At 70.2% G+C, this 14,573-nt stretch carries 11 protein-coding genes; 5 read left to right on the forward strand and 6 right to left on the reverse strand.

All coding sequences use genetic code 11. The annotated features are described in order from the left end of the window. Positions 1-247 precede the first annotated feature (247 nt). On the reverse strand, positions 248-1,210 hold the full coding sequence (locus I8J32_RS17110) for a helix-turn-helix transcriptional regulator (RefSeq protein ID WP_200613906.1): 963 nt from the start codon (positions 1,208-1,210) through the stop codon (positions 248-250). A 352-nt stretch (positions 1,211-1,562) separates the two neighbouring features. Between I8J32_RS17110 and I8J32_RS17115 the strand changes: the two genes are divergently transcribed. The 3 genes from I8J32_RS17115 to I8J32_RS17125 all read left to right on the forward strand — a co-directional run bounded on the left by I8J32_RS17115 (position 1,563) and on the right by I8J32_RS17125 (position 4,658). Beyond that, positions 1,563-2,687, forward strand: a complete 1,125-nt coding sequence (locus tag I8J32_RS17115) for a sensor histidine kinase (RefSeq protein ID WP_200613907.1) — start codon at positions 1,563-1,565, stop codon at positions 2,685-2,687. Next, positions 2,684-3,475, forward strand: a complete 792-nt coding sequence (locus I8J32_RS17120) for a LytR/AlgR family response regulator transcription factor (RefSeq protein WP_200613908.1) — start codon at positions 2,684-2,686, stop codon at positions 3,473-3,475. The genes I8J32_RS17115 and I8J32_RS17120 overlap by 4 nt, the downstream gene beginning before the upstream one ends. Before the next feature lie 205 nt (positions 3,476-3,680). Then, complete coding sequence (locus tag I8J32_RS17125; protein WP_245156539.1) at positions 3,681-4,658, forward strand: polyprenyl synthetase family protein; 978 nt, start codon at positions 3,681-3,683, stop codon at positions 4,656-4,658. A gap of 246 nt (positions 4,659-4,904) precedes the next feature. Here the strand turns inward: I8J32_RS17125 and I8J32_RS17130 are convergent, their stop codons facing one another. The 4 genes from I8J32_RS17130 to I8J32_RS17145 form a co-directional block, all read right to left on the reverse strand. Beyond that, the gene (locus I8J32_RS17130; protein WP_200613910.1) at positions 4,905-5,702 is read right to left on the reverse strand and encodes a dienelactone hydrolase family protein; all 798 of its coding nucleotides are present in this window, start codon (positions 5,700-5,702) and stop codon (positions 4,905-4,907) included. 175 nt (positions 5,703-5,877) lie between these two features. Beyond that, positions 5,878-7,296, reverse strand: coding sequence for a UDP-N-acetylmuramoyl-L-alanine--D-glutamate ligase (gene murD / locus I8J32_RS17135; RefSeq protein ID WP_207526696.1), 1,419 nt, complete (start codon positions 7,294-7,296; stop codon positions 5,878-5,880). Further along, positions 7,277-8,638: a UDP-N-acetyl-alpha-D-muramoyl-L-alanyl-L-glutamate epimerase gene (gene murL / locus I8J32_RS17140; RefSeq protein ID WP_200613912.1), complete on the reverse strand. Its 1,362-nt coding sequence runs from the start codon at positions 8,636-8,638 to the stop codon at positions 7,277-7,279. The genes murD and murL overlap by 20 nt, the downstream gene beginning before the upstream one ends. A gap of 79 nt (positions 8,639-8,717) precedes the next feature. Continuing rightward, positions 8,718-11,306, reverse strand: a complete 2,589-nt coding sequence (locus I8J32_RS17145) for a bifunctional aspartate kinase/diaminopimelate decarboxylase (protein ID WP_200613914.1) — start codon at positions 11,304-11,306, stop codon at positions 8,718-8,720. A 280-nt stretch (positions 11,307-11,586) separates the two neighbouring features. Between I8J32_RS17145 and I8J32_RS17150 the strand changes: the two genes are divergently transcribed. Both I8J32_RS17150 and I8J32_RS17155 read left to right on the forward strand, forming a co-directional pair. Next, complete coding sequence (locus tag I8J32_RS17150; RefSeq protein WP_200613915.1) at positions 11,587-12,465, forward strand: PhzF family phenazine biosynthesis protein; 879 nt, start codon at positions 11,587-11,589, stop codon at positions 12,463-12,465. A 151-nt stretch (positions 12,466-12,616) separates the two neighbouring features. Next, positions 12,617-13,414, forward strand: a complete 798-nt coding sequence (locus I8J32_RS17155; protein WP_200613916.1) for an SDR family oxidoreductase — start codon at positions 12,617-12,619, stop codon at positions 13,412-13,414. 928 nt (positions 13,415-14,342) lie between these two features. Here the strand turns inward: I8J32_RS17155 and I8J32_RS17160 are convergent. Then, positions 14,343-14,546: a hypothetical protein gene (locus I8J32_RS17160; RefSeq protein WP_200613918.1), complete on the reverse strand. Its 204-nt coding sequence runs from the start codon at positions 14,544-14,546 to the stop codon at positions 14,343-14,345. Positions 14,547-14,573: the final 27 nt, after the last annotated feature.

Here is a 14,573-nt window from a genome sequence, read left to right on the forward strand (position 1 = left end):
GCGGGCGACAGGAACTTTAGAGTATATCCGCCAGCCGCCCCAGAGCCCGGCAGTACGGCGGGCGGTAGGACGACGCCTCACCGGAGCGCAGGTCCAGGCCCCGACAGCCGGCCCCGGCCCACCCCGGCGGGCCAGGGCCATTCCGCCGCCGATCCGCCACAAACGGCACAGCCCCGGCTAGGCGCCGGGGCTGGGGAGTGGTGGACGGGTGGGCGGAAACCCGGCCGCGCGGATCAGCGGCGCGGGGTCAGTGCAGGGCGGCGGCGCTTCCGGCCGCTTCGTTCCCGACGGGCGACTCGGGCATGTGCCGTGCGCGCCAGGCCGACGCCGTCTGGCCGTGGGTGGCCTTGAACTGGCGCGCGAAGCTGCACGGATCGTGGAAGCCGCAGGCCTCGGCCAGCTCGCTGATCGACAGCTGGCCCTCCTGGAGCAACTGCCGCGCCCGCTGCATGCGCAGCCGCATCGACGCGCGCTGCAGGGTTTCCTGGTACACCGCGTGGAAGGTCTTGGAGAGCCACCAGCTGGAGAAGCGGGTGAGCTCCATGAGCTCCTCGATGCGCAGCATCCGCTGCGGGTTGCCCTCCAGGTACATCCGCGCCTTCTGGATGCGGGCGAAAATCCGCGTCTTGCGATGGAAGGAACGCCCCGGGCAGCGCTCGACCAGCGCCGCGAAGTCCTGCTGGGCGGCCTGCAGGTGCTGCAGCAGCGGCCGCAACGCCCGCAGGACGGCCGCCTGGTCGCCGCGTTCGAGCGGCAGCGCGCACGCGCGCCCCAGGCGCAGCGCCATCCGCCGCTCCGGGGCGGCGAGGACCCCGCGGCCGGGCAGCAGGCCGCGGTCGGCCGGTTCCAGCAGCCCGGCCATGAGGTCGGGAGTCAGCATCAGCGCGACGGTCAGGCCCGTGCGGCCACCCTGGAGTTCCGGCTGCGAGCCGCGTTCGAACGCGATCCAGTCGCCGGCGTGCAGGGTGAACGCGCCTTCGGCGCCCGCAATCCGCGCGCAGCCACGCAGCTGCAGCCAGAAGGTGAAGGCGGCGGCGGGCGCGCGGGCCGCGTCGGCGCGATGGAATACGGCCAGGCGCAGGGGCAGCGGGGCGGGTGCCGGCTGGAACGCCGGACGCGCTTCGGCAGGGCGCACGGGCGAGACGAACGGCTCGGTCTGGCGCACCGGGTGCAGGCGGGTGTGGGGGAAAGAGACGAAGGTGTCAGGCATGGCACGCTCTCGTGGCTGTCGGTCCGGACCGGCGGGGGCTTGAGCCCCTGACGATCGCTGGCGACCCGCGTGGATCGCTCTGGCGATCTCCGTTGTATCGCCGCTCCCCGCGCAATGCTCCTGGTATTCGCCCAGTCGCCCGCAGGGCGCGCCCGGCGACCAGGATTTCGCCGAAACCGCCCGTTGTGTCGCCCAAAAGGCGGCCCGGGCCGGCCGGCCGCCTCCACACTGCGCAGGTCCGCCCACGGCCGGGCCACGGCGGCCGGCGCCGGGCGCGATGCCGCCACGCACACCGCTTGCGCCGCGCGCTCCCGACGGGTATTCACCAGAACGTTTCCGCACTGATCGGCACATGAGCCTCTCTCCCAGTTCCCTCCTCGCCTCGGTGCCCGGGCTGCGCCGCCTCGACCCGCTCGACCGCTCGGTGCTGGCGCTCACCCTGGCGGTGTGGGCCATGCATTTCGCGATGCGCACGATGCTGACCTTCATGCCGTCCGACCAGGTCGAGACCGGCGTGATCACCGCCCGCACGATCGCCAGTTCGCTGGGCATCGGCCTGTGCCTGGTCATCCACCTGCTGCTGCGGCGCGTGCCCCGCGACCGCCCGTGGCGCCTGCTGGGGCTGTCAATGGCCCTGAGCGTGCCGGCCGCCCTGCTGCTGATGTGGGCGGGCGAATACGTCTTCGGCTACTTCACCAACTACTACACGATGTATCCCGACCGCTGGATGTCGGACATGGAACTGGGCGAGACCTACAAGGCCTACCAGTGGAACTTCTTCGCCTGGTGCGCGCTGTATGCCGCCGCCTGCAACATCTTCGAGGTGCGCCGCCGCGACCAGCAGCTGGCCGACGCGCACAGCGCGGCCCAGCAGGCCCACCTGCTGGCGCTGCGCCTGCAGATCAACCCGCACTTCCTGTTCAACACCCTCAACACGGTGGCCGGCCTGATCGTGCTGGGCCGCACGGCCGAATCCGAACGCATGGTGCTGAGCCTGTCGCGCTTCCTGCGCTACACGCTGGCAAGCGCGCCCACGCAGCTGACCACGCTGGCCGATGAAATCGGGATGCTGCGCCAGTACCTGGAGATCGAGGGCGCGCGCTTCTCCGACCGGCTCAAGGTGACCTGGGCCGTCGACGAGGACTGCACGCAGGCCCTCGTGCCGAGCCTGATCCTGCTGCCGCTGGTCGAGAACGCGCTCAAGTACGGGCTGGGCGAATCGGAAAAACCGGTGGAAATCGTGGTGGGCGCGCAGCGCGACGGCGGTCGCATGACGCTGTGGGTCGAGGATGACGGCGGCACCGCGCACGGCACGCATGCGGGGCTGGGCATCGGGCTGTCCAACGTGCGCCAGCGGCTGGACGCCCTGTACGGCGAGCAGGCGCAGCTGGACAGCGGCGCCACCGGCCATGGCTGGCGCAGCGCGATTTCCCTGCCCTGGCAGGAGCACGTGGCCGCCGTGGAGGCGGCGGCGTGATCCGCATCCTGCTGGCCGACGACGAACCCATCGCGCTGGACCGGCTGGAACTGGCCGTCGCCGGCATTCCCGACGCGGAACTGGTCGCCAAGGCGCGCAACGGCAAGGAAGCGCTGGCACTCATCCGCGAACTCAAGCCCGACATCGCCGTCCTCGACATCCAGATGCCGGTCAAGGACGGCTTCGCCGCGATCGCCGAACTCAAGCCCGGCGAGCACGTTCCCGAGATCATCTTCGTCACCGCCTACCAGGAACACGCCGTGCGCGCCTTCGAGGTGCACGCGGTGGACTACCTGCTCAAGCCGGTGTCGTTCGAGCGCTTCCGCGAAGCGGTGCGCCTCGCCAAGGGTCGCCTCGAAGCGCGCGCCGCGGAAGTCCGCTTCGCCGAACTGCAGCAGCTGATCGCCAGCCTGCGCGACGCCGGCAGCCCCGGCGCGGCGGGCAGCTACGAGCGCGAATTCTGGGTGCGCAACCGCGACGGCATGGTGCGCCTGGCGGCCGAGAGCATCGACGCCATCACCGCGGAGGGCGATTACGTGCTGTTGCACTGCGGCGGCAAGACCTGGCTGCTGAAGGACTCGATCACCTCGCTGGCGGGACGGCTGGATCCGGCGACCCACCTGCGCATCCACCGCTCCACGATCGTCAACCTGCGCCAGGTGCACGGCCTGCGCCGCCGCGGACCCAAGGCCATGTCGCTGACCCTGGCCGGCGGCGGTGATTTCGCGATCGGCCCCAACTACGTCGAATCGGTGCTCAAGCTGGTCAACGCGCGCCGCTGGCGCTGAGGCACCACCGCGGGTCCGCGCGAGCGACCGGTCTGCTCGGAAGGACGCCGCGAATGCCCGGCTTCGTGACCGCCGACGGCGGGCCGCCCGGCACGGCCACGTATAATCGCGACCCATGTCCGGTCCCCCTGCACGCTCCGTGAGCCCACCCGCCCCCGATCATTCCGGCCCGGCGCCGGCCGGCTCCCCGCGTCCGGCCGCCGACCTGCCGACCGTCCAGGCGCTCGCCCGCGACGACATGGCGGCGGTCGATGCCCTGATCCGCCACCGCCTTGCCTCCGACGTGGTGCTGATCAACCAGGTCGCCGAGTACATCATCGGCGCGGGCGGCAAGCGGCTGCGGCCGATGCTGCTGCTGCTCGCCGCCGGCGCGCTGGGCGGCACGCGCGAGGGCCGCATCGGCGCCGACGCGCACCAGCTCGCCGCGGTCATCGAGTTCATCCACACCGCCACCCTGCTGCATGACGACGTGGTCGACGAATCCGACCTGCGCCGCGGCCGCAAGACCGCCAATGCGGTGTGGGGCAATGCCGCCAGCGTGCTGGTCGGCGACTTCCTGTACTCGCGCAGCTTCCAGCTGATGGTGGAACTGGACCGCGTCGAGGTGATGCGGATCCTGGCCGACACCACCAACCGCATCGCCGAGGGCGAAGTGCTGCAGCTGCTGCACGTGCGCAACCCCGACACCGACGAGGCCGCCTACCTGCGCGTCATCGAGCGCAAGACGGCCGTGCTGTTCGCCGCCGCCACGCGCCTGGGCGCGCTGCTGGCCGGCGCCGACGCAGCCACGTGCGACGCCCTGCACGAGTACGGACTCCACCTGGGCTACGCCTTCCAGATCGCCGACGACGTGCTCGACTACGCGTCCGATGCGCAGACGCTGGGCAAGAACCTCGGCGACGACCTGGCCGAAGGCAAGGCCACGCTGCCGCTCATCCGCGCCATGGCGCACGCCGACCCGGACACCCGCGCGGCGCTGCGCGCGGCAGTCGAGCACGGCGACACCGACGCCCTGCCCGCCGTCGTCGCCGCGATCCACGCCACCGGTGGGCTGGACTACAGCCGCCAGCGCGCCGTGGACTACGCCCGCGCCGCAGAGCAGGCGCTGGACGGGCTGGACGACAATGCCTACACCGCCGCGCTACGCGGCCTGGCGCAGTACGCGGTCGGCCGGGATCACTGAAACCCGGTTCCCGCCTTCTCGTAGGCTGGGTTGGCTCCTCCAACCCTGAAACCCGGTTCCCGCCTTCTCGTAGGCTGGGTTGGCTCCTCCAACCCAGCCCGGCTCCACCGCGCGCACAAAGGGATACGCGCTGGCACTCACGGGCCGGGGCAACGCCACAACCTGATGCCGGGTTGATGAAGCCAACCCGGCCTGCGTCCGCCCCGTCCTGCGCACCACCGCGCGCCCGAAAGTGAGGCGTGCCTCCTACTCGGTCGCGAACCGCTCCTCGAAGAACGCGCGCAGCATCTGGAACGCGCGGCGGGCGGCGCGTTCGTCATAGCGACAGTTGTCCTGCGGGTCGGCCGGCTGGCTTTCGGGCTGGCTGAAACAGTGGCGGGCGCCACTGAAATCCACGAACTGCCAGTCCGCGTGCAGGCCGTCCATTTCCTTCTCGAAGGCGGCGATGTGGGCGTCGGTGACCGAGCTGTCGTCCGCGCCGTTGAGGACCAGCACCGACGCGCGCACGCCGGTGGCCGAGGGCGGCAGGTAGGTGCCCAGGTCGCCATGCACGCTGACCACGCCGGCGATCCCGGCACCGCTTCGCGCCAGTTCCAACACCGCCCCGCCGCCGAAGCAGAAGCCGAACGCGCCGATGCGCGCCGCGTCCACCGGCGCGGCCGGCGCCTGCGCCTGCAGCGTCGCGACCGCGGCCGCCACCCGCTGCCGCACCGTCGTGCCGCCATCGACATACACCTTGCGGACCTGGGCCAGCGCCTGGGCACTGTCGGCGGGACGCACGCCCTTGCCGTAGAGGTCGGCCACCAGCACGACGTAGTCGTCACCGGCCACGTCCTTCGCGCGCCCGACGGCCGTGTCGGTGACGCCCATCCAGTTGGGCACCATCACCAGGCCCGGACGCACGGCGCTGGTGGCGTCGTCGTACACGAGCACGCCGCTGAAGACCTCGCTGCCCACCTTCCATTCCACGGGCTGCTCGCGCAGCGCGGCGAAGGCAGGCGCGGCGGACGCGGCGAGCAGGAATGCCAGGACGAAACGGCGCATGAGCAATCTCCGGGAGGATCCTGCCCGGATACTGTCATCGTCACGGCGCAGGCGCAGCGGCCTGTATTGGCGCGAAGCGGCGGGGGCGGATTTCCCCTCGGGCAATGCAGTCCACTCGGCCGTCCGGCAGAGGCCGCCGGCTTCGGCTAGCCATCAGCCTGTCTGCGCCGGCGCGCTAGGCGATCCCCAACCCCGGAATGGCGCTGATCGAGTCGGGATCGTAGCCGGCCAACCGGGCGAAATCCCGGCCGCGGGCCACGTAGTCGCGATAGGCGCCGAAGCTCGGCGCGCCGGGCGACAGCAGCAGCACGCCTTCACCGTCCAGGGCGGCGATGCCCAGGGCCATTGCCTCCGCCAGGTCGCGCGCGGCGAGCAGGCTGAAGCCGGCTTCCCCCGCAACCGGCCGCAGCAGGTCATGGATGCGCGGGCCGTTCTGCCCCATGGTGATGATCGCTGCCGGCGCCCAGGCCCGCATCTCGGCCGCGAACTCCTCCCATGGCAGCCCGCGATCGTGGCCGCCGACGAGCAGCGCGACGCGACGCCCGCGGAAGACGTCCAGCGCCGCCAGGCTGGCGTAGGGCGTGGTGCTGATCGAATCGTTGACGAAGGTCACGCCGTCGCGGGTGCCGAGCGTCTGCAGGCGGTTGGGCAGCGGACGGAAGCTGGCGGCGTGTGGCGCGAGCGCGACGGCATCCAGCCCCAGGGCTTCCAGCGCGGCGAGCACGGCGCACAGGTTGCTGCGGTTGTGGCGGCCGGGCAGCGGCAGGCCAAGCGTATCCATGACGAAGGCGTCGCCGCGATACAGCGCGTCCTCACGCAGGTGCCAGCCCCGTGGCTCGTTGAACCAGTGCACGGAACTGCCCGGCAGCGACAGCGTCGACAGGATGGGATCGGCCGCGTTGAGCACGGCGACATGCGGCGCCGCCTGGGTCAGCAGCGTCAACTTGTCGGCGATGTAGCGTTCGTGCGAGCCGTGCCAGTCCAGGTGCTCGGGAAAGATGTTGAGCGCCACGGCGACGTGCGGCTGCGTGCCGCTGGCCGCGACGTCGCCGGTCTGGTAACTGGACAGCTCCACCGCCCAGAACTCCGGCTCGACGGGCGGGTCCAGCACCTCCAGCAGCGGCAGCCCGATGTTGCCGACCAGGCCCGTCACGTGGCCGCCGGCGCGCAGCAGGTGCGCCAGCAGCGCGGTGGTCGTGCTCTTGCCCTTGGTGCCGGTGACGCAGATCGTGTTGCGCGCGGTTCCGCCCGGGTCGGCGCGTTCTGCGAACCACAGCGCGGTGCCGCCGATGAAGCGCGTGCCCTGGGCGGCCGCCGCGACGGCTTCGTCCCCATACGGACTGATGCCGGGGGACTTGACGATCACCGCGTACGCCGACAGCACCGTGGCGGTGACCTGCGTCTCCACCCGCAGGTGCGCGTCGCCCAGTGCGCGCGCCTGGTCGGCCTCGTCGGCGCTGCACAGCAGGGTCAGCGGCAGCGCGGGCAGCCGCGAACGGATGGCCTCGTAAGCCGCCCGGCCTTCGCGACCCCAGCCCCACAGCGCGATGCCTCCGCCCTGCGCGGCGATCGCCTCAAGCTGCGAAATGCGCACGCACGCGCTCCCACAACGCAGGCGGGATCCGCTGTTCCTGGTCGATCTCCAGCAGGGGCTCGATCCCCAGCTCCGCCGGGTCGAGCTGCGGGAGGATCTCGCGGGCGAACCGCTCGACCAGCGCGTCCTCGCGCCACTCCGGGCGATGCGTCAGCGCGGTCATCGCGGCGCGGGACTCGCGCCCCTCCCCCACGCACTCGAAGGGCTTGTGGTCCTGGTATTCCAGCAGCGCGTCGAAGCCGGCGGTCTGGCCCGGGTCATCGAGCAGGTTGCGGCCGAAGATGCCCACCAGGCGCGGCTTGGACATGAACGGCGCCAGCGCGAGGAACACGAAGTGGCACTTCGGGCACACGCCGCACCAGCGGTTGGCCGGACGCTCGCCCATGATGTGGAAGTTGCGGTTGCAGCTGGAAAAATGCGCGTCGTAATGATCCTGCCGGGCGAACTGGCGCGCGACGGCCAGTTCGCTCAGCGGCCGCAGCAGCGAGTAGTAGTGGAGGTCGGCGGCGATCGCCCGTTCCACGTACCCGCCCAGCGCCGCCTCGCAGGCCCAGCCCTTGGACCACTGGTGGTTCACCTCGCCCGTGCCTTCGATCAGGCTGCCGTAGCTGGCCGAGCGTTCGTTGGAGAACACCACCTGGTCGAAGCCCAGCACCACGGCCGCGAACACCAGGATGGCCGAGTTCACCGCCGTCACCGGGATGTGTCCGTTCCAGGCGCCCTCGCGGTTGTAGTCGAACAACTGCGGCGCCAGCGCGCGGCCCAGGTTGAGCGTGGGCAGGCCGGTGCGCGCCGCGCAGGCGCGGATCAGCTGCGAGCCGCCGACCCAGGTGACCGTCTGGGCGACCCCCAGCGTGCGCAGCGCCTCGATGCTGACCAGTGAATCCTTGCCCCCGCCGATGGCCACCAGCGCCTGATGCGGCAGGCCGAGCGTGGGCGCGGGCGGCGTGGCGCCGGCCTCATGCGGGAAACGGATGCGGCCGTGCAGGTTCAGGCCGTTGCGGTAGGCGAATTCACCCAGGCCGTTCTCGTAGATGGTGGTTAGCAGCGCCGCGGTGTCGGCATCGATCGTGTAGCCCTCGATGCGGATGTCGCCCGGCACCGCCGCCTTGTAGTAGCTCACGCCCGCGATCAGGTGCAGCAGCTGCAGCGCGCGCTGCGCGGCGGCCGCGCGTTCCGCGTCCAGCGTGAAGGGCGCGCCCGGCAGCGTGATCGTCTCGACCAGCTCCGGGCCGTCGTCGAACGCGTACACCAGCTCCGCCACGCCCGTGGCCGCGTCGAAGGTGCAGCGCTTGAAACGGAAGGACCCGATCGCGTCGCGTTGGAATTTCCACTCGCTCATTGTCTTGCTCGATGTCTTGCTTGTTGTTCTTCTGCCACGAAGCCCGCGTGTCCGGACCGCCATGACGGCGGCCGGCCGCTCACGGACCGATGATGTCCTGCTGCGGCAGTGCGCGCAGGTTGTAGGTGTTGGCCATCGCCATGCCGTAGGCGCCGGCGTCGGCGACCAGCAGCACGTCGCCTTCCGCGGTCGCGCCCGGCAGCAGGCGGTTGCGTCCCAGCACGTCGCCGCTTTCGCAGATCGGCCCGACCACGTCGAAGGCGGTGTCGTTGGCCTCGTCGAGCCGGCTGAGGTTGTGGATGCCGTGCCAGGCTTCGTACATTGCCGGCCGCATCAGCGCATTCATGCCGGCATCGGCGCCGACCCGGCGCACGCCGTCCTTCTCGATCACCTGGGTGACGCCCAGCAGCAGCACGCCGCACTCGGCGACCAGGTAGCGCCCCGGCTCGACCACCAGGCCGTAGCGCGGATAGGCGGCCTTGATCTCCTCCAGCCCGTCGCGCCACAGCGCCAGGTCGAAGTCCTGCGCGTCGGGCGTGTACGGAATCGGCAGGCCGCCGCCGATGTCGATGGTTTCCACCGTGCCGACGTTGTCGGCCAGCCCGGCCAGTTGCGCGTACACCTCGCGCCAGTGCCTCGGGTTGTCGATGCCGCTGCCCAGGTGCGCATGCAGGCCCGTGATCCGCAGGTCCAGGGTGCGCGCCAGGGCGAGGAAGGCGTCGAAGCGCGCGACCGGCAGGCCGAACTTCGCCGCCACGCCGCCGGTACGCACCTTCTCGTGGTGACCCTCGCCATGGCCCAGGTCCAGGCGCAGCCACACGCGCTGCCCACGGAAGACCTCCGGCCACTTCTGCAGCGCTTCCACGCTGTCGATGGTGACGGTCACGCCGCGGGCGAACGCCGCCTCGTACTCACGGCGCGGCGCGAAGCTGGGCGTGAACAGCACCCGTTGCGGCAGCAGCGACGGCACATGCGCGAACACGTGATCGAGTTCGGCCTGCGACACGCATTCCAGCCCGAAGCCTTCCTGCACGAGTGCGCGCAGCAGTTCCGGATGCGGATTGGCCTTCATCGCGTAGAAGCAGTGGCTGATGGCCTCCACCGAACGCAGGGCGCGGGCGCGCTCGCGCATCGTGGCCAGGTCGTACACGTAGCGCGGCGTGCCCGTCCGCGCGGCATCCAGCAGCGCCGGACGCGCGCCCGCCCACCACGGCGCCGGACGCGCGAGCTTGCCGTGCGCGATCTCGCGCCAGCTCGGCCCGAACACGCTGGCATCCAGCACCGGCATCGCGCCGCCGCGCACGAGTTCGGCGTGGAGCTGCGGCAGCATGCCGTCGGCATCGGCCTCGTCGATGACGAAGGTCAGGTTGAGGTCGTTGGACGACTGCGAGATGAGATGCACGCGCTCGCGGCCGAACGTGGCCCAGATGTCGGACAGCTTGTGCAGCAGCGAACGCATGCCGCGGCCGACCAGCGTGATCGCCGCGCAGGGCGCGATCACCTTCACCCGGCACACCTGCGACAGGTCGGCGGACAGCGCCTCGAGCACGTTGGTGGTGACCAGGTTCTCGCTGGGGTCCAGCGACACGGTGACGTTCGTCTCCGACGAACCGATCAGGTCGACCGACAGGCCATGGCGCTTGAAGCGTTCGAACACGTCGGCCAGGAAGCCGACCTGCTGCCACATGCCGATGCTTTCCATCGACACCAGCACGATGCCGTTGCGGCGGCTGATCGCCTTGACGCCGGCCACGGTGGTGGCGCTGGCATCGATGCGGGTGCCGGGCAGGTCGAAGCGTTCGGTATCCAGGATCGCCATCGGCACGCCGGCGTCGCGGCAGGGCGCGATCGAACGCGGATGCAGCACCTTGGCGCCGGTGGTGGCGATTTCCTGCGCCTCGGCGTAGTCCAGGCGGGTGAGCAGCCGGGCGTCGGGCACCTCGCGCGGATTGGCGGTGAACATGCCCGGCACGTCGGTCCAGATCTCGACGCGGCGCGCCTTCAGCAGGGCGCCGAAGTACGCGGCCGAGGTGTCCGAACCACCGCGTCCCAGGATCGCCGTGCCGCCATCGCCATGGCGGGCAATGAAACCCTGGGTCAGCAGCATCGGCGCGGCCTGCGTGCCGAAGCGCTCGAGGAATTCGGCGCTGCTCTCGTGCCGGCAGTTCACCGCCAGGCGCTGCGCCCAGTCGCTGGCGTTGGGCAGCGATACCGCGTCCAGCCACTGGCGCGCGTCGCACCAGCCGAAGTCCAGGCCCTGCGTGCGCAGGTACGCCGCGCCCAGCGTGGAGGAGAGCAGTTCGCCCTGCGCGAGGACCTCGGCCTGCCAGTCCAGCGGCCTGGACTGGGCCCGCGGGTCGGTGCCCAGCGACTGCAGCGCCCCCAGGCGCTGGCCGAGCACGGTTTCGGGATCCAGGTCGAGTTCGGCGCAGAAGGCGCGATGGCGGTCCACCAGCGCACCGATGCGCGCGTCCACGGCGTCGCCCTGGCTGATGGCCTGCAGCTCGTTGGTCACGCCCGACAGCGCCGACACCACGACCAGCACGCGCACGTCCTCGTCGGCCATGCGTTTGGCAGCCAGGCGCCCGATGGTGTCCCAACGATTGCGGCGCGAAACCGACGTGCCGCCGAACTTGAGTACTACCCAGGGACGCGCTCCCGCTGTCACAGACGTGCTTCCTTTGAAATGGAGGGTGGAGGGACGGACGTGTGGAACCGCACAGGCGGCGGCACGCCCTGCGGACGGTTCCAGCAGGACCGACCCGAATGGCCCGACACTGATGAACAACCGAAATGTCCGCGACGGTCGCCCGCCCTCTAGAATTCCGTATCCGGGCGGCCCGGCGGCGCAGGCGCCGCTGGGCGGAAGGACGATCCTGGAAGGGGACGATTCCAGAAGAGGATTCTAGTCGAACCCGTCCCCTCCTCCCCGACCGGATGCGCCCCCCGTGATGAAACGTCGTTATCTGCAGCTGGACGTGTTCGCCGGCCATCCCGGCGATGGCAATCCCCTCGCCGTCGTGCTCGACGCGCAGGGCCTGGACGACGTCACGATGCAGGCCATCGCGAAGTGGACCCGGCTCCCGGAGACCACCTTCGTCTTCCCCCCGACGCAGCCCGGGGCGAGCTACCGGATCCGCATGTTCAGCCCGCGCCGCGAGGTGCCGTTCGCCGGCCACCCCAGCGTGGGCACCGCGCACGCGGTGCTGGAGGCGGGTCTGGCGACGCCGCGCGACGGGTTGCTGATGCAGGAAGGGATCGCCGGCGTGCTGCCGCTGCAGGTCGTCGGCGAGGGCCGCACGCGCACCATCGCGGTCCGTACCCCGCGCGCCCGCGTGGTCGAAGTCGCCTCCGCGCAGGACCCCCGCCTGGCCCCCGCGCTGCGCGGCCTGGCCCTGGGCGCGCTGCCCCCGGCGCTGATGGACGGCGGCCGCCGCTGGTGGCTGGCCGAACTGGCCGACGAGGCCGCACTGCGGGGCGCCGAACCGGACTGGGACGCCATCGCGCGGCTCGCCCAGGACACCGAGAGCATGGGCCTGTTCGTCTACGCGCGCAGCACGGACCCGGTCTACTACTACGCGGTGCGGGCCTTCGTCGGCGCGCCCGCGAGGTTCGAGGACGCCGCCTCCGGCGCGGCCAACGCAACCCTCGCCGCCTGGCTGGCGTCGCGGGACGCGCTGCCCTCCGCGGACGGCCGCTACCGCGTCAGCCAGGGCCGCGAAGTGGGCCACGACGCGATCATCGACCTGCGCGTGGACGCCGACGGGGAAGTGTGGTCCGGCGGCCGCGTCTGCGACGTGGTCTCGGGCGAGATCGGCTGGGAGTAAGCCGGGCGCGGCGCCGTCGCGGTGGCGACGGGCGACGAGATGGCATCCTTCCTCCACCGGGCCGGAACATTGCCATGCGTGTGGCTTCGCAACCCGAAGCCAGCCCTGAGGTTCCCCTACCCCACCCCCTTTCCCGCCTCCGGCTCCCCCCATGACCCAGCTAGCCCACCAGATCGTCTGGATCACCGGCGCTTCCAGCGGCATCGGCGAGGCGCTCGCCGTCGCCGCCAGCCGGCGGGGCGCCCGTCTCGTGCTGTCCGCGCGGCGCGAGACGGAACTCGAACGCGTGCGCCAGGCCTGCGCGCGGCCGGACCAGGTCGCATTGCTGCCGGTGGACCTGGCCGCGCTCGAGGATGCCGATGCGCTGACCCGACGAGCCGCCGCCTGCTTCGGCCCCATCGACGTGCTGGTCAACAACGCCGGCATCTCCCAGCGCACGGCCCTGCTGGACACCGACATGGCGTCCTACCGCCGGCTGTTCGAGGTCGACCTGTTCGCGCCGATCGCGTTGACGCGCGCGCTGGCACCCGGCTGGGTGGAGCGCGGCGCCGGCCACGTGGTCGTGGTGAGTTCGGTGTTCGGCCACATGGCGATGGCGCGGCGCACCGGCTATGCGGCCGCCAAGCATGCGCTGCACGGCTTCTTCGACAGCGCACGGATCGAACTGGAACCGCGCGGCGTGCGGTTCACGCTGGCGTGCCCCGGCTTCGTGCGCACGAACATCTCGGTCAACGCGCTGGGCCCGGGCGGCCAGCCCTTCGGGCGCTCCGACCACGACATCGACGGCGGCATGCCGCCTGCGGTGTGCGCGGAAAAGATCTGGCGCGCCGTGGAGGCCGATCGCCTGGAAGTGATGATCGCGGGGATCGAACGCGTGCCCGTGTGGATCAAGCGCTACCTGCCGCTGCGCTGGTATACGGCGTTTGCGCGGCGCTTGAAGGTCAACTAGGCCCTCCCTCTTCCACGGTCGGCAGGGCGAAGAGTCCTGGAGGCTCATGCGGGAACTGTCGGGTTCGTGGGGCCTGACGCCTGAATTAAGCTGGCAGACCAATCGCGTAACGATTGGTCTGTCGGCTTGAATGAATTATCAGGCCCGCTCACGCGCCGCCTTCCTGGTACTTGATTGTTCCGGTTAGGCCCCATCACCGGCGACACCTAAGCATTCCCGATTATGAACTGTGCATGCTCTAGCGAGGAGCCGGCGAGGCCAGGAAGAAGCTTCTCAACTTGACCGACGGGTAGGCGAAGCAAGGGCCAGTTGCACTTGGCATTTGCGATGGCATTGAGAATGCTCTTACCCACCACCGCATCCGTTTCACTCGTTAGAGCGTCTCCAAGTGCGTCAAGGACAACTTGAAGCTCACTCGCAGTGATGGATGCGCCCGCTTGCACGAGATCGCCGAGCTCCTCAGCGGCGAGGTCGCGGCGACGCTCATCACCGTGCGTGAGGTCATCAATAGCTGCTTGGATGCGCGGGATAGTGTCCACAGAGCCTAACGCCTGAGTTAAGCCGCGCCGAAGCCGTCGGCTTCAATGACTAATTAGGCACTGACCGCAGGGAAGGACAACCCAACCTTGCAGTCGGTGCAATAGAAGCCCTCGTCGGCGGAATTGTGCGGGGTGCGAGGCGAGGAGTAGTACTGGACAGGTGCCAACGTGTCGCAGGCGGCACGAAGGGCTAGCGGCATTCGCTGAGAGAAGTGGACGACTTGGCGTGCTTCGGACCAGCCGCTCGAAGTTTCACTTACAGGACAGCCGAGCGCGGTAGCCTGACTGTAGAGCACCGCCAAGTGGCTACACGTTTCAGTCATGCCCGTTCCAGTGCCTTACGCTTGAATCAAGCCGAGTGGCGAAGCGGCATCGGCTTGAATGGATTGTTAGGCATTGTCGGCTTCCAGCTGATTCAAGGCGAATGTTGCATTCTCATATGCCTCAACGGCAGCTTCGGCGAGCTTCTTCCGGCGATCGCCAGATGCGCGACCACCATCTGTGTATTTGGCATCAAGTTCCTCCATTCGTTCCGAAACTTCGCGGTCCAGGAATTGGGTGAACACAATTTTGTAGACTTCATTTCGATCCACGATCGTCTCCTGAAGAAAGCCTAACGC

The organism is Lysobacter solisilvae (assembly GCF_016613535.2).
Lineage (GTDB): Bacteria > Pseudomonadota > Gammaproteobacteria > Xanthomonadales > Xanthomonadaceae > Agrilutibacter > Agrilutibacter solisilvae.